General features: G+C 60.9%; 16 protein-coding genes. 6 read left to right on the top strand and 10 right to left on the bottom strand.

Annotated elements, in window-relative coordinates; translation table 11 throughout:
- Nucleotides 1-76 precede the first annotated feature (76 nt).
- The 3 genes from PseAD21_RS05990 to PseAD21_RS05975 all read right to left on the bottom strand — a co-directional run bounded on the left by PseAD21_RS05990 (nt 77) and on the right by PseAD21_RS05975 (nt 3358).
- Entirely contained in the window at nt 77-1000 is a 924-nt protein-coding gene (locus PseAD21_RS05990) for an SdiA-regulated domain-containing protein (RefSeq protein WP_102354893.1), read from the bottom strand.
- 258 nt (nt 1001-1258) lie between these two features.
- Nucleotides 1259-1924 (bottom strand): fumarylacetoacetate hydrolase family protein, encoded by a 666-nt coding sequence (locus PseAD21_RS05980; RefSeq protein WP_047596640.1) that lies wholly within the window; start codon nt 1922-1924, stop codon nt 1259-1261.
- Nucleotides 1925-1963: 39 nt separating this feature from the next.
- Nucleotides 1964-3358, bottom strand: a complete 1395-nt coding sequence (locus PseAD21_RS05975) for an FAD-binding oxidoreductase (protein WP_102354892.1) — start codon at nt 3356-3358, stop codon at nt 1964-1966.
- A 206-nt stretch (nt 3359-3564) separates the two neighbouring features.
- On the opposite strand from PseAD21_RS05975, the gene serA reads away from it, so the two are divergent.
- The gene (gene serA, locus PseAD21_RS05965; RefSeq protein ID WP_102354891.1) at nt 3565-4794 is read left to right on the top strand and encodes a phosphoglycerate dehydrogenase; all 1230 of its coding nucleotides are present in this window, start codon (nt 3565-3567) and stop codon (nt 4792-4794) included.
- A gap of 71 nt (nt 4795-4865) precedes the next feature.
- Here the strand turns inward: serA and PseAD21_RS05960 are convergent, their stop codons facing one another.
- Complete coding sequence (locus PseAD21_RS05960) at nt 4866-5291, bottom strand: DUF4399 domain-containing protein (protein WP_102354890.1); 426 nt, start codon at nt 5289-5291, stop codon at nt 4866-4868.
- Nucleotides 5292-5425: 134 nt separating this feature from the next.
- On the opposite strand from PseAD21_RS05960, the gene PseAD21_RS05955 reads away from it, so the two are divergent.
- Nucleotides 5426-5995: a transporter substrate-binding domain-containing protein gene (locus PseAD21_RS05955; protein ID WP_102354889.1), complete on the top strand. Its 570-nt coding sequence runs from the start codon at nt 5426-5428 to the stop codon at nt 5993-5995.
- 118 nt (nt 5996-6113) lie between these two features.
- On the opposite strand, the gene PseAD21_RS05945 is transcribed toward PseAD21_RS05955, so the two are convergent.
- Together PseAD21_RS05945 and PseAD21_RS05940 are read right to left on the bottom strand one after the other, a co-directional pair.
- Entirely contained in the window at nt 6114-6599 is a 486-nt protein-coding gene (locus tag PseAD21_RS05945; protein WP_102354888.1) for a DUF523 domain-containing protein, read from the bottom strand.
- Nucleotide 6600: 1 nt separating this feature from the next.
- Complete coding sequence (locus PseAD21_RS05940) at nt 6601-7233, bottom strand: 2OG-Fe(II) oxygenase (protein WP_025112042.1); 633 nt, start codon at nt 7231-7233, stop codon at nt 6601-6603.
- Between the two features lie 108 nt (nt 7234-7341).
- Here PseAD21_RS05940 and PseAD21_RS05935 point away from each other — a divergent pair, with 108 nt between their 5' ends.
- Nucleotides 7342-8094 carry a DUF2059 domain-containing protein gene (locus PseAD21_RS05935; protein ID WP_102354887.1) on the top strand — a complete coding sequence of 251 codons (753 nt, stop codon included), beginning with the start codon at nt 7342-7344 and terminating at the stop codon, nt 8092-8094.
- Nucleotides 8095-8196: 102 nt separating this feature from the next.
- On the opposite strand, the gene PseAD21_RS05930 is transcribed toward PseAD21_RS05935, so the two are convergent.
- A complete protein-coding gene (locus PseAD21_RS05930) occupies nt 8197-9144 on the bottom strand; it encodes an alpha/beta hydrolase (RefSeq protein ID WP_025112040.1) in 948 nt (315 codons plus the stop codon).
- A 99-nt stretch (nt 9145-9243) separates the two neighbouring features.
- Here PseAD21_RS05930 and PseAD21_RS05925 point away from each other — a divergent pair, with 99 nt between their 5' ends.
- On the top strand, nt 9244-9822 hold the full coding sequence (locus PseAD21_RS05925) for a DUF6436 domain-containing protein (RefSeq protein ID WP_102354886.1): 579 nt from the start codon (nt 9244-9246) through the stop codon (nt 9820-9822).
- Between the two features lie 102 nt (nt 9823-9924).
- Nucleotides 9925-12336, top strand: coding sequence for a penicillin acylase family protein (locus PseAD21_RS05920; protein ID WP_102354885.1), 2412 nt, complete (start codon nt 9925-9927; stop codon nt 12334-12336).
- A 114-nt stretch (nt 12337-12450) separates the two neighbouring features.
- Here the strand turns inward: PseAD21_RS05920 and PseAD21_RS05915 are convergent, their stop codons facing one another.
- On the bottom strand, nt 12451-13416 hold the full coding sequence (locus tag PseAD21_RS05915) for a GlxA family transcriptional regulator (protein WP_102354884.1): 966 nt from the start codon (nt 13414-13416) through the stop codon (nt 12451-12453).
- A gap of 317 nt (nt 13417-13733) precedes the next feature.
- On the opposite strand from PseAD21_RS05915, the gene PseAD21_RS05910 reads away from it, so the two are divergent.
- A complete protein-coding gene (locus PseAD21_RS05910) occupies nt 13734-14375 on the top strand; it encodes an HD domain-containing protein (RefSeq protein WP_102354883.1) in 642 nt (213 codons plus the stop codon).
- 143 nt (nt 14376-14518) lie between these two features.
- On the opposite strand, the gene PseAD21_RS05905 is transcribed toward PseAD21_RS05910, so the two are convergent.
- Together PseAD21_RS05905 and PseAD21_RS05900 are read right to left on the bottom strand one after the other, a co-directional pair.
- Complete coding sequence (locus PseAD21_RS05905) at nt 14519-15409, bottom strand: ABC transporter permease subunit (RefSeq protein ID WP_102354882.1); 891 nt, start codon at nt 15407-15409, stop codon at nt 14519-14521.
- The gene (locus PseAD21_RS05900) at nt 15406-16263 is read right to left on the bottom strand and encodes an ABC transporter permease subunit (RefSeq protein WP_256588098.1); all 858 of its coding nucleotides are present in this window, start codon (nt 16261-16263) and stop codon (nt 15406-15408) included. Before PseAD21_RS05900 ends, PseAD21_RS05905 begins: the two co-directional genes overlap by 4 nt.
- Between the last annotated feature and the right edge of the window lies 1 nt (nt 16264).

The following is a 16264-nucleotide window of genomic DNA, read 5'->3' as shown; positions in this document are numbered from 1 at the left end:
CGGATGAAATATCACGCCTGTCTGAACTGAAGCTTAATGGCCACTTGCCCGTGACCACAAGCCGGGGCCGATGGGCTTACTTCTGCTTTTCGAAGCGATAGAACAGGTTTGGCTCGCTGACCATGTACAGCGTGCCAGCCTCGTCCATGGTCACGCCTTCAGCGCGGGGAATGGTGTTCTTCAAACCGTTGAAGCCGCCGAGCAGGGTCATGAAGCTGACCTGCTCACCCTTCTCGTCCAGCTCCAGCAGCAGGTGCGAGTCGGCGGACAGCACCAGGGTGTGGCCGGTACGCGGGTCGATTGCCAGCGCAGACAGGTTGCGGATATCCAGTTCATCGCTGGCCAGCTTCTGCTTGTCGCCCTTGAGGATCTGGCTGCCGTCGCTTTTCCAGGTGAACAACGCCGGCGGGCGCTCTTCGCCCAACAGCAACTGCTGGTTGCGCGGATCCCAGGTGATCGCTTCGAACGCCTTGTTCTGGTTTTTCGACGGGCCGAGGTCGTATTTCGGGAAGTCGGCGATATTCAGCTCACGGGTGCTGGCATCGACCTTGACGATGGTCAGCAGGTGATCGCGTTCGTCGACGATCGCCATCAAGCCGTTTTCCATCACGGTCACACCTTCCGGGTTGACCCAGCCCACCAGCGGCATCTTGCGCAGCACATCGCCCTGCAGGGTCAATTCGACCAGGAACGGGTTCTTGCCCATTACCGAAAACAGGGTTTTGGTCTGCGGGTTATAGGACAGGTCCGAGGCTTCGTCCTTTTCCATGCCCGGCAGCAGTTTGCCGTCGATCACCGCCCGATAGTCCGGCAACCAGATGCTGGCTTTCTGCTCGGCCTGACTCTCGAAACGCTCGCGCACCCAGAGCAGGCCACGGTCATCCCAATGCATGGCAAACGCCAGACCATAAGCGGCGGCGAGCACCAGCAACAGCCAGACATACCAGCGCAGGGCAAAACGTGAGCGACGAGGAGGATTGAGCTGAGTTTGAGCTGACATCAGGGACGCGTTCCGAAAATTCAGGCTATGGGTAATAGCACAAAGAGGCCGGCTCAGACGCCAGAATGAGAGGAATTATCCGGACAGGATGTGAAAAAAACGGCAAATGGCGGGATTGCCCTTCGTCTTTGCGGGCCGCGACACAGAACCAATGTAGGAGTGAGCCTGCTCGCGATGGCGTCGGCTCAGTCAACACGTTCGTTAACTGACAGACTGCTATCGCGAGCAGGCTCACTCCTACAGGGGGATTGCAGTGGGTTAACGCACGCTGCTGGTGAAGCTGCTCGCACCGACCAGTTCCAGCACGATATCGTCGCCGACATTCAGCGGGCCGACACCCACAGGCGTGCCAGTGAGGATCACGTCACCGGCCTGCAGCGAGAAGCAGCCGGCCATGTGCTGGATCATCGGCACGATCGGGTTGAGCATCGCGCTGCTGTTGCCGTCCTGGCGCACTTCACCGTTGATGGTCAGGCGAATGCCGATGTCGGTCAGGTCAGCGAAGGTGCTACCGACCACGAACGGGGCGATCACCGCCGCGCCGTCGAACGACTTGGCGATTTCCCATGGCAGGCCCTTGGACTTGAGCTCAGCCTGTTTGTCGCGCAGGGTCAGGTCCAGCGCCGGGGCGAAACCCGAGATCGCATCGAGCACTTCTTCGCGGCTCGGCTTGGTCGACAGCGGCTTGCCGATCAGCACGGCGATTTCCGCCTCATAGTGCACCGAACCGCGCTCGGTCGGAATGCTGAAACCGCCTTCCAGCGGCACCACACAACTGCCCGGCTTGATGAACAGCAATGGTTCGGTAGGGACCGGATTGTCCAGTTCCTTGGCGTGTTCGGCGTAATTACGGCCAATGCACACCACTTTCCCGATCGGGAAGTGAATGCGTGTGCCGTCGACATACTGGTGCTGATAGCTCATTTACCGACTCCTGCCTTCATTGATTCAAGGGATTGCCAATCAAACCGCGAAGATCTTGCCCGGATTCATGATGCCGTTCGGGTCGAACACCGCTTTGACCGCTTTCATGTACTCGATTTCGACCGGGGAGCGGCTGTACGTCAAGTAGTCGCGCTTGGTCATGCCCACGCCATGCTCGGCGGAAATCGAGCCGTTGTATTTCTCGACGGTCTCGAACACCCATTTATTGACGGTCGCGCACTTGGCGAAGAACTCGTCCTTGCTCAGGTTATCCGGCTTGAGAATGTTCAGGTGCAGGTTGCCGTCGCCGATGTGGCCGAACCAGACAATTTCGAAGTCCGGATAATATTCGCCGACGATCGCGTCGATTTCCCGCAGGAATGCCGGCACTTTCGAGACAGTGACCGAGATGTCGTTCTTGTACGGCGTCCAGTGCGAAATGGTCTCGGAGATGTACTCGCGCAGCTTCCACAGGTTCTGCAGCTGGGTTTCGCTCTGGCTCATCACGCCGTCCAGCACCCAGCCCTGCTCGACGCAGTGCTCGAAGGTTTCCAGAGCGCTGTTGGCCACCTCTTCAGTGCTCGCTTCAAATTCCAGCAGTGCATAGAACGGGCAGTCGGTTTCGAAAGGGGCCGGCACATCACCACGCCCCAGCACTTTGGCCAGAGCCTTGTCGGAGAAGAACTCGAAGGCGGTCAGGTCGAGCTTGCCCTGGAAGGCATGCAGCACCGGCATGATCGAGTCGAAGTCAGCGGTGCCGAGGACCATCGCGGTGAGATTTTTCGGCGCGCGATCCAGACGCATGGTCGCTTCAACCACAAAGCCGAGGGTGCCTTCGGCGCCGATGAACAACTGGCGCAAGTCGTAACCGGTGGCGTTCTTGATCAGATCTTTGTTCAGTTCCAGCACATCACCCTTGCCGGTGACCACTTTCATGCCAGCGACCCAGTTGCGGGTCATGCCGTAGCGAATCACCTTGATTCCGCCGGCATTGGTGCCGATATTGCCGCCAATCTGGCTGGAACCGGCAGAAGCGAAGTCCACCGGGTAGTACAGGCCCTTCTCTTCAGCGACGTTCTGCAAATGTTCGGTGACCACGCCCGGCTGACAAACAGCCGTGCGATCGGTGAGGTTCACGTCGAGAATCTGATTCATGTAGTCGAACGACACCACCACTTCGCCATTGGCGGCCACGGCGGCGGCAGAAAGTCCGGTTCGCCCGCCAGATGGCACCAGCGCCACTTTGTGGGTGTTGGCCCAACGGACAATCGCCTGCACCTGCTCGATGGTCTTGGGAAACACAATGGCGCTCGGCGCGGGCGCGAAGTGCTTGGTCCAATCCTTGCCGTACGCATTCAGGGAGTCGGCGTCGGTCAGGACCTTGCCAGGCTCGACCAGGGTCTTCAGTTCATCAATCAGGGCAGGATTGGTCATCGACAGAACTCTCGAACAATTCATGGTCATCCTGAAGACGCTTCACGTCGCAGGAATGAGTGTTTCGCGGGGTGGCTATGCTAGCATACCGACCCCGCAGGCCAGTGCCCAAGGCCAGTTCTGCGGTGACGGCTTTCTTGCCGTGCGGGTCAGCTCCAGGCTGCTCCCCTCCCTGCCATTTTTCTCCGGGATACAGGTTTACGCAGATGAGCAAGACTTCTCTCGATAAGAGCAAGATCAAGTTCCTTCTTCTCGAAGGCGTCCACCAATCGGCTGTCGACGTCCTCAAGGCGGCGGGCTACACCAGCATCGAATACCTGACAGGCTCCTTGCCGGAAGCCGAGCTCAAGGAAAAGATCGCTGACGCTCACTTCATCGGCATTCGTTCGCGCACACAACTGACCGAAGAGATCTTCGATCACGCGAAGAAGCTGGTGGCAGTCGGCTGTTTCTGCATCGGCACCAACCAGGTTGACCTGAGTGCTGCCCGCGAGCGCGGTATTGCCGTGTTCAACGCGCCGTACTCCAACACCCGTTCCGTAGCGGAGCTGGTACTGGCCGAAGCGATTCTGCTGCTGCGCGGCATCCCTGAGAAAAACGCTTCCTGCCACCGTGGCGGCTGGATCAAGTCCGCAGCCAACTCCTTCGAGATCCGTGGCAAGAAACTCGGCATCGTCGGCTACGGCTCGATCGGTACTCAGCTGTCGGTACTGGCTGAAGGTCTGGGCATGCAAGTGTTCTTCTACGACACCGTGACCAAGCTGCCGCTGGGCAACGCCACTCAGGTCGGCAACCTGCACGAGTTGCTGGGCATGTCCGACATCGTCACCCTGCACGTTCCGGAAACCGCTGCGACCCAGTGGATGATCGGCGAGAAGGAAATCCGCGCCATCAAGAAGGGCGGCATCCTGATCAACGCCGCGCGCGGCACCGTGGTCGAGCTCGACGCCCTGGCGGACGCGATCAAGGACAAGCACCTGATCGGCGCGGCCATCGACGTATTCCCGGTGGAGCCACGCTCCAACGACGAAGAGTTCGAAAGCCCGCTGCGTGGCCTGGACAACGTGATCCTGACCCCGCACATCGGTGGTTCGACCGCTGAAGCGCAAGCCAACATCGGTCTGGAAGTGGCGGAAAAACTGGTCAAGTACAGCGACAACGGTACATCCGTTTCGTCGGTGAACTTCCCGGAAGTGGCTTTGCCGGCTCACCCTGGCAAGCACCGCCTGCTGCACATCCACGAGAACATTCCGGGTGTGATGAGCGAGATCAACAAGGTCTTCGCCGAAAACGGTATCAACATCTCCGGTCAGTTCCTGCAGACCAACGAGAAAGTCGGCTACGTAGTGATCGACGTCGACGCCGAGTACTCGGATCTGGCGCAAGAGAAACTGCAGCACATCAACGGCACCATCCGTAGCCGTGTGCTCTTCTAAAAAAGCAGCGACGAGCTACTAGCTTCAGGCTTGCAGCGATAAAAAAGGGAGCCCCGAAGGGCTCCCTTTTTTTATTCGACGTTGACGGTGATTTTCTTCGAGACGATTGCTGGATCGAACGGCATGTGACCGCTGTCACCCAGCTCCAGTTGCAGGGTGTGCTTGCCCGGAGCCAGTTTGATCGTGGCCTCGGTCTGCGCCTTGCCGAAGTGCATGTGGTTGGCGTCATTCGGAATCGGTGCGCCCGCCGCCGGCAGCTTGTCGACGTCGATCAGCAAGTGGTGGTGACCGGTGTTTTTGGTGACATCACCGGCTGGCGCCAGCGCGACGTCCTTGACGCCGAACTTGACCTTGAACTCTTGAGACACCGTGGCCCCATCCTCGGGAGAAACGATGAACACTTCGGCGCCTTTCGGGGCCGGAGTGGCGGCACTGGCCAACACCGAAACGCCCATCAGCAAACCCGCCAACGCTGCACGTGACATAAAGCTTTTCATTTTCTTCTCCAGTTTTTCCGTAAAATCCGCGTGGTCATGACAACTTCATGACCATTCGTTGTCGAAGGCACTCGTCAACCATAGCAAAGCGAGCCAGAAAAACCGGCCGCCATAATGATTTCAAAGGAGTGACCATGCGTTTTCTGCCTGGCCTGATCTGCCTGCTACCCCTTTTGAGCCCTCTGGCTCACGCCGAACTGATTGATGACGTCAACGATCGAGGCGAGTTGCGCATCGCCCTTGAGGCTAATACACCACCCTTCAATTTCAAGGACGGCGACACACTCACGGGGTTTGAGGTCGAGCTGGGGCAACAGCTGGCCAACGAGCTGGATGTACGCGCCGACTTCATCGTCACTGACGAAGCAGACTTGCTCCAGGGCGTTGAAAGCGGCAAGTACGACGTTGCGCTCAATCACATAGCACTGACACCTGAACTCAAGGATCGTTTCGATTTCAGCGAGTCTTACAGCAAGGTCGATTCACAGATGCTGGCGAAGAAGGACGAGCAGCCGCGACCGATGGTGCTGGTGCAGGCGTTGACTGAAGAGAAACCGAGAGCGGCGACGCCGGTGGAGTTGGCGATTCCGTTTCAGAAGGGTAATCCGGCGTTTCAGGCAAGCCTTGCAGGTGCCTTGCAGCGGATCAAGGATGACGGGCGGCTGGCGGCGCTGTCGAAAAAGTGGCTCACCGAACCCAAGTGAACACAAAACCCCTGTAGGAGTGAGCCTGCTCGCGATGGCGTCAGGTCAGTCGACATAATCGTTAACTGACACACCGCTATCGCGAGCAGGCTCACTCCTACAAGGGATTTGCGGTTTTTTAGTCGAGGTGTGCCAGGGCTGCCGCGGCTTGCGGCAACTCCAGCTCACTGAACACCTGCACCCCATGGCGTTTGAGCAGTGCAGCCGTCACGCCTTCGCCACTGACCTTCACCCCACTGAACGACCCGTCATAGGTCAGCAGGTTGCCACATGAAGGACTGTTGGCCTTGAGCACCGCCACGCGGATGCCATGTTTCTGCACCAGTGCCAGCGCCTGCCGCGCGCCATCGAGAAACTGCGCACTGACGTCCTCGCCTTCGGTGGTGATCACCGCCGCCGTGCCATCGAGCACTTCAGCGCCCTGCCCGCCCGGGATTTCCGCCGCCGCACGCGGCGTCGGCAAACCACCGGCGACTTCCGGACACAGCGGCACCACGCGCCCATCGGCGATCCACTTCTCTAGCAGATCGAACGGCCCGCTGGCCCCGCCGTCGTAACGCACGCGGTGGCCCAACAGGCAGCGGCTGACCAGAATCCTCTGCATATCAGAACGGCTCGTTGCCACGGCGGCGGAACCAGCCGGTCAGCGACAAGCGCTCGCGGTTCGCCGGCAGCACTTCATGCGGCACTTCGCCGGAGAGAAACACCACCAGACAGCCGCCGGTGGGTTGCACGTCATGAACCCGGTCTTCGCCCAGATACATGCGCAACTGACCGCCGTCTTCCGGCAGCCACGCGTCATTGAGGTAGACCACCGCCGAGACCATGCGCCGGTCATCGTCGCGAAAGCGATCGACGTGCTTGCGGTAAAACGCGCCCGGCGGATAAAGGGCGAAGTGGCACTCGAAATCCTCGAGCCCCAGGAACAACCCGCGATTGAGTGCCTCGCGCAGGCTGTCCATGAGGTTCAGATAACGGTCGCTGGCCTCGGCCTGCCCCGGGTCGATCCACTGGATGTGGTCACCGCGAATCCCCTCGCGAATCTCCGAAAACGGCCCACGGCCTACCGCTGCCGGCGCCAGTTCGCCCTCGGCCTCACGTTTGCGGCACTCGGCCGCCAGCTCACGGGTCAAACCCGCGGGCAGGAAAATGTTCTGCTGCGACCAGCCGTGTTCGGCCAGGTCGTCGACGATGCGTAACAGCAGCGGGTGTTCGGAGGATATTTGCATGGCGCGCATAGTATGCCTGCGGCAAGAAATCCGACAGAGCCACGCGGCGGCTTGCCACGAATTCTCGACAAGTACCGGCACCGCACGGAGAATAGTCCGCTGCTGACAGGAGTCCCTATGCGCCGTTTGCTTTTTTCACTGTTGATGTTCTGCGTTTTGCCCGCCTGGGCGGACGGCCACGATCAGCTGTACAAGATTGCCGGCTGGCCAGATCAACGTGCGCATTTCAATGATGCCCTGAGTGCCGCGCAGCAGCGCTACCAGAACAACCTGCCGCCTGCGGTGTTTCAAGCCCTGGTCAACAACAGCAACCAGCGCTTCGCCCCCCAGGCGATGGATCAGCGTGCCGAAGCGCAACTGCGCCAGCACCTCGCCGATCCACAACCGGCGCTGACTTTTTTTCAATCGCCGCTGGGCAAGAAAATCGTCGCCGCTGAATTGCTCGCCACCCGTCGCGATCAACTGGCGAAGAACGCCAAGGGCCTGCCGAAGATGCAGGCCAGCGACAGCCGCCTGCTGATCATCGGCCATCTGGCGCAAGCGCTGCCGGCACGCGAGGCCGGCGCCGAAGTCAGTCTGGCAATTGCCGGGGTGGCGGCGGACAGTTTGAGTTCGATGATTCCCGGCCTGCTCGGCGGCGGTCAGGCGCAAGGCATGTTGAACGGTCAGCGCCAGCGCTTGATGGATCAGATCGGCGCCGATATGAACAACACACTGCTCTATGTTTATCGTGATCTGTCGGATGACGAACTGGAACAGTTCGCGACCTTTGCCGAGTCGAGCGAGGGCAAGGCGTACTACCAGGCGGCGCTGGCGGCGATTCGCGCGGGGTTGGCGGTGGGGCAAAGCTCTTCGAACCTCAGCCAGTAATCTTTATCGCCTTTCAGACCGCCATCGCGAGCAGGCTCACTCCTACAGAGACCGCGATCAAATGTAGGAGCGAGCCTGCTCGCGATGAGGCCCTCGAAAGCTCTAGAGATTGCGCCCCCTGATCCGCTTGTTCAGAAACTCGAAATACTCCTCTCGCATCTCCAGCGTCTCATTCGCCAGATGATGCCGGGCCTCCGGCAACAGCAGAATCTGTGGCCGGTCGAACTTCCATTTCATCACCTGCAAGTTGTGTTGCCAGTCCACGGTCATGTCCGCCTGGCCCTGAATGATCAGTGGCCGTCGCGGACTTTTTTTCGCGTGTTCCACGCGGATGATCCAGCGCGACAGAGCACCGACCCACGCCGTCGGCAAGCGCTTGGGCTGTAACGGGTCGGCTTGCAGGAACGGCAGGAATGCCGGGTCATTGGAGTTCTCGCTGAAGCGCCGGGTGACGCCCCGCACGAAAGGCCTGAGCAAGTAATAACTCAGTTGCGACCAGCCCCATGCGCGCGGACGCACCAGAGGCGCCAACAGAATCAACTGGCCTTGCGCCGGACTGTGCTCGCCATGGTTGAGCACATGGTCGACGACGATCGCGCCGCCAGTACTTTGCCCGCACAGGTGCCAGGGCTGCGGCAAGGCGATCGAATTGGCTTCGGCGAACAACGCCTGCAGAGCGTCCTGATATTCAGAGAAATCGCGGATGCTCGCCCGCGGCCCGCTCGACAGACCGTGCCCCGGCAAATCGCAGGCGATCACCGCAAAATCCTGATCCAGGGCCCACTCGATCACATGCCGATACAGTCCCGTGTGGTCGTAAAAACCGTGCAGCAGAAACAGCGTGCCCTTGACCTTCTCCGGCCACCAGCAGTGGCTGACCAGTTCATAGCCATCGACTTCGAACCGCCCCATGCCGCGCCAGACATCGCGCTCGGGGAAGTCGGTCTGATAGAACCGCTGATACGCCTTGGCCTCGTCCGACAACGGCTGCCACTGGGCCAAAGGCTTGAGGCTGGCGCGTAAATGATCGGCATCGAAAGTGTCAGGCATGCGGGTATTCCAAAGCGGTAAACAGACTTTATCGGCCTGCGATATTCATCTGTTGCGGCAAGCATGGCAAGCTAGCGGCCCTTCGAGGATCGAAAAACCATGCGTTCGCCCTACCGCACCGCACTGTTTGCCAGCCTGCTCGCGCTTGTGTGTGCCGGGGTGCTGTGGGCGGCGTACGACTGGTTTCAGGGGCGCTATCTGCGTGCCTTCAGCCAGCATACGGCGGTGTTTTCCGGTGATCCGCTGCGCCTGCCCGATGAGTTGGCCGGCCCCGGCAAAATCCGCCTCGTGCACTTCTGGGACCCGGCCTGCCCGTGCAACGTCGGCAATCAACAGCACCTGACGGAAATGGTCGAACAGTTCGGCCCGCGCGGTGTGGAGTTCTTCGCGGTGCAACGCGCCGGTAGCCACGGCCAGTTGCCCGCGACCCTGAGCAACCTGAAAACCATCGCCGTGCTGCCAGGCTCCGAGCAGATTCCCGCCAGCCCCGCCGTGGCGATCTGGGACCGCAGCGGCAAACTGGCATACTTCGGGCCGTACAGTGAAGGCTTGACCTGCAACTCCAGCAACAGCTTCATCGAACCGATCCTCAACGCGCTGATGGATGATCGCCCGGTCAACGCCACGCACACCCTGGCGGTCGGTTGTTATTGCCCGTGGCCGGTGGTGGTGCAGTAAGGCATTCCGGACTTTTCAAGGACAGCGATGCACGGCACGGAAGGTCTGTGCTAATTGTTTGCAGCCCGACGGGCGGTAATCCCGCATGCACAAGGAGTCACCATGAAACGCGTTTTCACCGTTCTTGCCTTGCTCATCGTTGTTCTGTTCGCCGGCGTCGGCGGGTACGTCTACAGCAAACAGCCGACGCGTCAGGGCCAGGTGGAGCTGCGCAACCTGCAGGGTTCGGTGACCGTGCGTTACGACGAGCGTGGCGTGCCGCACATCCGCGCCGAAAACGAAACCGACCTCTATCGCGCCCTGGGCTACGTGCATGCCCAGGACCGCTTGTTCCAGATGGAAGCCATGCGCCGCCTCGCGCGTGGCGAGCTGGCCGAAGTACTCGGGCCGAAGCTGCTCGACACCGACAAACTGTTTCGCAGCCTGCGCATCCGCGAACGCGCCGCCAGTTATGTCGCCAGTCTCGATAAGCAGTCACCGGCGTGGAAGGCCCTGCAAGCCTATCTGGACGGCATCAACCAATATCAGGACAGCCACGCCGCGCCGGTGGAGTTCGACGTGCTGGGCATCCGCAAGCGACCGTTCACGGCTGAGGACAGCATCAGCGTCGCCGGTTACATGGCCTACAGCTTCGCCGCCGCGTTTCGCACCGAACCGCTGCTGACCTACGTGCGTGATCAACTCGGCGCCGATTACCTCAATGTCTTCGATCTCGACTGGCAACCCAAGGGCGTGCTCGCCAAAGGCCGCGCCAACCCGACGCCCGCCCTCGCCGCCGGCGACTGGAAAGACCTCAACGCCCTCGCCCGCCTCAGCGAGCAGGCGCTGATCGAAAACGGCCTGCCGCAATTCGAAGGCAGCAACGCCTGGGTGATCGCCGGCAGCCGCAGCCAAAGCAGCAAACCGCTGCTGGCCGGCGACCCGCACATTCGCTTCTCGGTACCGTCGGTATGGTACGAGGCGCAACTGTCGGCGCCGGGTTTCGAACTCTACGGTCACCATCAGGCACTGGTGCCGTTCGCCTTCCTCGGGCACAACCTGGAGTTCGGCTGGAGCCTGACCATGTTCCAGAACGACGATCTGGATCTGATCGCCGAGAAGGTCAACCCGAACAACCCGAATCAGGTCTGGTACCACGGTCAGTGGACCGATCTGGTCAGCACCGAGCAGCAGATCGCAGTGAAGGGCCAGGCACCGGTGACACTCACTCTGCGCCAGTCGCCCCACGGTCCGATCGTCAATGACGCCCTCGGCACGGCTGCCGGCAAGACACCGATCGCCATGTGGTGGGCGTTCCTCGAAACGCCGAACCCGATCCTCGAAGGTTTCTACCAGCTCAACCGCGCCGACACCCTGGCCAAGGCCCGCGCGGCGGCGGCCAAAGTGCAAGCGCCGGGGCTGAACATTGTCTACGCCAACGCCAAGGGCGATATTGCCTGGTGGGCTTCGGCGCTGCTGCCCAAACGCCCTGCCGGGGTGAAACCGGACTTCATCCTCGACGGCAGCAGCAATCAGGCGGACAAGGACGGCTACTACCCGTTCAGCGCCAACCCGCAGGAAGAAAACCCGGCGCGCGGCTACATCGTCTCGGCCAACTTCCAGCCGCTGTCACCGACCGGTATGGAAATCCCCGGTTACTACAACCTGGCCGATCGCGGTCAGCAGCTCAACCGCCAGCTCAGCGACAAGAGCGTGAAGTGGAGCAACGAAGCCAACCAGAAGCTGCAACTGGGCACCACCACCGCCTACGGCCCGCGCACCCTGGCGCCGTTGTTGCCGGTGCTGCGCGAAGTGGTGAGCGATCCGGCGCAACTGAAACTGGTCGAGCAACTGGCGCAGTGGCCAGGCGACTATCCGCTGGATTCGGTCAGCGCGACGCTGTTCAACCAGTTCCTCTACGACCTCGCCGATGCGGCGATGCGCGATGAGCTGGGCAACGATTTCTTCGAAACGCTGTTGTCGACCCGGGTGATCGATGCCGCTCTGCCGCGACTGGCGGCGAACGCGGACTCACCGTGGTGGGACAATCGCAACACACCAAACAAGGAAACCCGCGCCGACATCGTGAAGGTGGCGTGGCAGGCGAGCATGGCGCACCTGAAACAGACCCTCGGTGACACCCCGTCCGACTGGCAATGGGGCACGGCGCACACCCTGACCCACGGCCATCCGTTGGGGCAACAGAAGCCGCTGGACAAGATTTTCAACGTTGGCCCGTTTGCAGCGCCGGGCAGTCATGAAGTGCCGAACAACCTCTCGGCCAAACTCGGCCCGGCGCCATGGCCGGTGACTTACGGACCTTCGACGCGCCGACTGATCGACTTCGCCGACCCGGCGCACAGCCTGACCATCAACCCGGTCGGCCAGAGTGGTGTGCCGTTCGACAGCCACTATGACGATCAAGCCGAGGAGTACGTCGAGGGGATGTATGTGCAGGCGCATTTCAGCGATGAGGAAGTGACGGCCAATACCCGCAGTACCTTGAAACTGTTGCCGGCAAGGGCTGCCCAATAATCCTCGATTAGCCGGACGGGCCCTATCGCGAGCAGGCTCACTCCTACAGGGGAACGCATTCCATTTGTAGGAGTGAGCCTGCTCGCGATGGGGACCGTCGACTCAACACATATCTCAGAGCATCAGCGCAAAATTCAGCCGAAACTGCTGCGGCGTCACCCCCAGCCGCCGATTGAACACACTGCGCATGTGCTGCGCATCGCGAAACCCACACTGATAGGCCACGGTCTTCAGCGGCGCCGTGGTGCTTTCGAGCATTACCCGCGCCGCATCCACCCGCGCCCGTTCGACGAACTCCGCCGGGGTAACCCGGGCTTCGCGGGCGAACACCCGGGAGAAGTTACGCGCGCTCATGTTCGCCGCATTCGCCAGATCGGCAATCGTCAGGTCACCCGTGAGATTGGCCAGCACATACAGCTGCACCATCGCCACCGCCGAGGTCGGTTCCGCATGCGGGGTGAGGAACGGGCTGAACTGCGACTGCCCGCCCGAACGCTGCGTGAACACCACCAGCCGCTTGGCCACGCTTAGCGCCACTTCAGCGCCGTGATCGCGGGCCAGCAGGTACAACGACAGATCAATCCCTGCCGTGACCCCCGCCGAGGTGTAGAGCGCGCCGTCCTCGACGTACAAGCGATCGGCCTCGACCCGGGTCGATGGACACAACTGCGCCAGGGCTTGGGCATCGTTCCAGTGCGTGGTCACCGTGCGTCCGTCCAGCAGCCCCGCCCGCGCCAGCATGAACGCACCGTTGCAGATCGAACCGAAACGCCGCGCACGGGCGCAAGCATCGCGCAGCCAGGCGTCGAACCCGCGACCGAAATCCATGAATGGCAACTGCGGCCCACCCGCCACCAACAGCAAGTCCCAGGCGTCTAGCGCCTCGCTGAAGTGCCGGTGAGCGCTGAGGTTCAGGCCATTGGAACAAGCCATCGACCCGCGTTCGAGGCCGATCACCTCCAGCCGATAGTGATCCTCAGGCAGCAGAAACCGGTTGGCCTCGGCGAACACATCCATCGGCCCGCTGACATCCAGCGCCTGCACGCCGGGGAACACCACGATGGCGATGGTTTTGTTCATAAGCCTCCTGGGGATCTTTGTGGCGAGGGGATTGTGGCGAGGGGATTTATCCCCGATCGGCTGCGCAGCAGTCGTAGATCCTCACTGCGCGGTTTACCTGATACACCGAAACAGCAGGTTTTGGGACTGCTGCGCAGTCCATCGGGGATAAATCCCCTCACCACAGAGGAACGCGATAAGCGCTCAAGCCGTGAGTTGGCACGATTTGCAGGTCGATTGGCAAGGATCGCAGCCATGCGTTGATTGTCCGTTTACCGCCTCGGGGAACAGACTTTGTCCATCGGCGCCACGACGGCGTTTCAGTGAGGAAACCTCCCATGAGCACCACCATTGCCGGCATCAAAATCCCTGACAGCGCGTTGGCCCGGGCCACCACCGAGTACATTCGCGACATCGAATCCGACCTGCTCTACCACCACTCGCGTCGGGTGTTTCTGTTCGGTGCATTGAGTGGTGAGCGCCAGCAACTGGCGTACAACCCTGAGTTGCTGTACGTCGGCGCGATGTTCCACGACGTCGGGCTGGTCGCAGGCTATCGCAGTGACGACGAACGTTTTGAAGTGGATGGCGCCAATGCGGCAGCGGCGTTTCTCAAGCCGTACGGGCTGAGTGATGACGACATCGAACAAGTGTGGCTGTCGATTGCCCTGCACACCACACCCGGCGTGCCCAAGCATCTGCGGCCGACCGTGGCACTGGTGACCGCCGGGGTCGAGATGGATGTGCTGGGCATGGATTACGCGGCGTTCAGCACTGTGCAGCGCGAGGCGGTGGTGCATGCGCATCCGCGTGGGGAAGGTTTCAAGGAGTGCATCATCTGCGCGTTTGCCGACGGCTTGCGCCATCGTCCGCAGACGACGTTCGGCAACGTGAAGACCGATGTGCTGGTGGATCAGGAGCCGGGGTTCAAGCCGATGAACTTTGTTGAAGTCATCCGTAAATCCCCGTGGACGGCCTGAAACCCAATGTAGGAGTGAGCCTGCTCGCGATGGCGTCCTGTCAGTTGGAAATATCCTGACTGACACACCGCTATCGCGAGCAGGCTCACTCCTACAGTTTGGAATTGGATTGGCCTTGAGTAACGGGCCAACCCGGTATTGCCTTAAGCCGCTTCCGGCGCTGGCGCGCGGCGCACGTCCGGTTGCTTCCACGAATCGGCAGCGCCTTCTTCGATGGCTTGCTGGATGGCTTTCTTGCGCGCTTCTTCGGCACGGCGGCTGAAGAACCAGACCATGAAGGTCACCAGCGACACCGCCAGCAGAATCAGACTGGCCACGGCGTTGATCTCAGGCTTCACGCCCAGACGCACCGCCGAAAACACTTCCATCGGCAGGGGAGTCGAACCTGGGCCGGAGACGAAGCTCGCCAGCACCAGGTCGTCCAGCGACAGAGCGAAGGACATCATGCCGCCCGCCGCCAGCGATGGCGCGATCATCGGGATGGTGATCAGGAAGAACACCTTCCACGGCCGTGCACCGAGATCCATGGCCGCCTCTTCAATCGACAGGTCCAGCTCACGCAAGCGCGCCGACACCACCACCGCCACATACGCCGCACAGAACGTCGTGTGCGCGATCCAGATGGTGACGATGCCGCGTTCCTGCGGCCAGCCAATCATCTGCGCCATGGCCACGAACAGCAGCAACAGCGACAGACCGGTGATCACTTCCGGCATCACCAACGGCGCGGTGACCAGACCGCCGAACAGCGTGCGGCCCTTGAAGCGGGTGATTCGGGTCAGCACGAACGCTGCCAACGTGCCCAGCGCCACCGCGGCAACTGCGGTGTAGCAGGCAATTTCCAGCGAGCGCAGCACCGAACCCATCAGTTGGGTGTTGTCGAGCAGGCCGACGTACCACTTGATCGACCAGCCGCCCCACACCGTCACCAGTTTCGAGGCATTGAACGAGTAGATCACCAGGATCAGCATCGGCAGGTAGATGAACAACAAACCCAGGACCAGCATCAGGCTGGAGAAACGGAAGCGCTTCATTCTTTACCCTCCATTTCCTTGGCCTGACTGCGGTTGAACAGAATGATCGGCACTATCAGGATCGCCAGCATCACCACCGCCAGGGCAGACGCCACCGGCCAGTCACGGTTGTTGAAGAACTCTTGCCAGAGCACTTTACCGATCATCAGGGTTTCCGGACCGCCGAGCAGTTCCGGGATCACGAACTCGCCCACCACCGGGATGAACACCAGCATGCAGCCGGCAATGATCCCGTTCTTGGACAGCGGAATGGTGATTTTCCAGAAGCTGTTGAAGGTGCTCGAACCGAGGTCGGAAGCGGCTTCCAGCAGGCTGTGATCGTGCTTCACCAGGTTGGCGTACAGCGGCAGGATCATGAACGGCAGGTACGAATAAACGACACCGATGTACACCGCAAGGTTGGTGTTGAGGATCTGCAGCGGCTCGTCGATGAAACCCATGCTCATCAGGAAGCCGTTGAGCAGGCCGTTGTTGCTGAGGATGCCCATCCACGCATACACGCGGATCAGGATCGCGGTCCAGGTCGGCATCATGATCAGCAGCACCAACACCGTCTGCAGCTCTTTGCGCGCGCTGGCGATGGCGTAGGCCATCGGGTAGCCGATCAGCAGGCACAACAGCGTGCTGAAAAACGCCATCTTCAGCGAGCCGAGGTAGGCGGCGATGTACAACTCGTCGTCGCCGAGCATCGCGTAGTTGCCCAGGTTCAGCAGCAGTTGCAGCTTCTGGTCGACGAAGGTGTAGATCTCGGTGTATGGCGGGATGGCCACGTCGGCTTCGGCGAAGCTGATCTTCAGGACGATGAAGAACGGCAGCATGAAGAACAGGAACAGCCAGATGAAGGGAACCCCGATG

The organism is Pseudomonas sp. AD21 (assembly GCF_002878485.1).
Lineage (GTDB): Bacteria > Pseudomonadota > Gammaproteobacteria > Pseudomonadales > Pseudomonadaceae > Aquipseudomonas.
This window is presented reverse-complemented; position numbering and strand designations above follow the sequence as displayed.

What these genes read in the sequence shown, in the direction of transcription:
- PseAD21_RS05980 (WP_047596640.1), bottom strand. Translation starts at nt 1,924, where the DNA reads ATGAGCTATCAGCACCAGTATGTCGACGGCACACGCATTCACTTCCCG.
- PseAD21_RS05935 (WP_102354887.1), top strand. Translation starts at nt 7,342, where the DNA reads ATGCGCCGTTTGCTTTTTTCACTGTTGATGTTCTGCGTTTTGCCCGCC.
- PseAD21_RS05915 (WP_102354884.1), bottom strand. Translation starts at nt 13,416, where the DNA reads ATGAACAAAACCATCGCCATCGTGGTGTTCCCCGGCGTGCAGGCGCTG.
- PseAD21_RS05990 (WP_102354893.1), bottom strand. Translation starts at nt 1,000, where the DNA reads ATGTCAGCTCAAACTCAGCTCAATCCTCCTCGTCGCTCACGTTTTGCC.
- PseAD21_RS05960 (WP_102354890.1), bottom strand. Translation starts at nt 5,291, where the DNA reads ATGAAAAGCTTTATGTCACGTGCAGCGTTGGCGGGTTTGCTGATGGGC.
- PseAD21_RS05910 (WP_102354883.1), top strand. Translation starts at nt 13,734, where the DNA reads ATGAGCACCACCATTGCCGGCATCAAAATCCCTGACAGCGCGTTGGCC.
- PseAD21_RS05920 (WP_102354885.1), top strand. Translation starts at nt 9,925, where the DNA reads ATGAAACGCGTTTTCACCGTTCTTGCCTTGCTCATCGTTGTTCTGTTC.
- PseAD21_RS05925 (WP_102354886.1), top strand. Translation starts at nt 9,244, where the DNA reads ATGCGTTCGCCCTACCGCACCGCACTGTTTGCCAGCCTGCTCGCGCTT.
- PseAD21_RS05945 (WP_102354888.1), bottom strand. Translation starts at nt 6,599, where the DNA reads ATGCAGAGGATTCTGGTCAGCCGCTGCCTGTTGGGCCACCGCGTGCGT.
- PseAD21_RS05905 (WP_102354882.1), bottom strand. Translation starts at nt 15,409, where the DNA reads ATGAAGCGCTTCCGTTTCTCCAGCCTGATGCTGGTCCTGGGTTTGTTG.
- PseAD21_RS05975 (WP_102354892.1), bottom strand. Translation starts at nt 3,358, where the DNA reads ATGACCAATCCTGCCCTGATTGATGAACTGAAGACCCTGGTCGAGCCT.
- PseAD21_RS05930 (WP_025112040.1), bottom strand. Translation starts at nt 9,144, where the DNA reads ATGCCTGACACTTTCGATGCCGATCATTTACGCGCCAGCCTCAAGCCT.
- PseAD21_RS05955 (WP_102354889.1), top strand. Translation starts at nt 5,426, where the DNA reads ATGCGTTTTCTGCCTGGCCTGATCTGCCTGCTACCCCTTTTGAGCCCT.
- PseAD21_RS05940 (WP_025112042.1), bottom strand. Translation starts at nt 7,233, where the DNA reads ATGCGCGCCATGCAAATATCCTCCGAACACCCGCTGCTGTTACGCATC.
- serA (WP_102354891.1), top strand. Translation starts at nt 3,565, where the DNA reads ATGAGCAAGACTTCTCTCGATAAGAGCAAGATCAAGTTCCTTCTTCTC.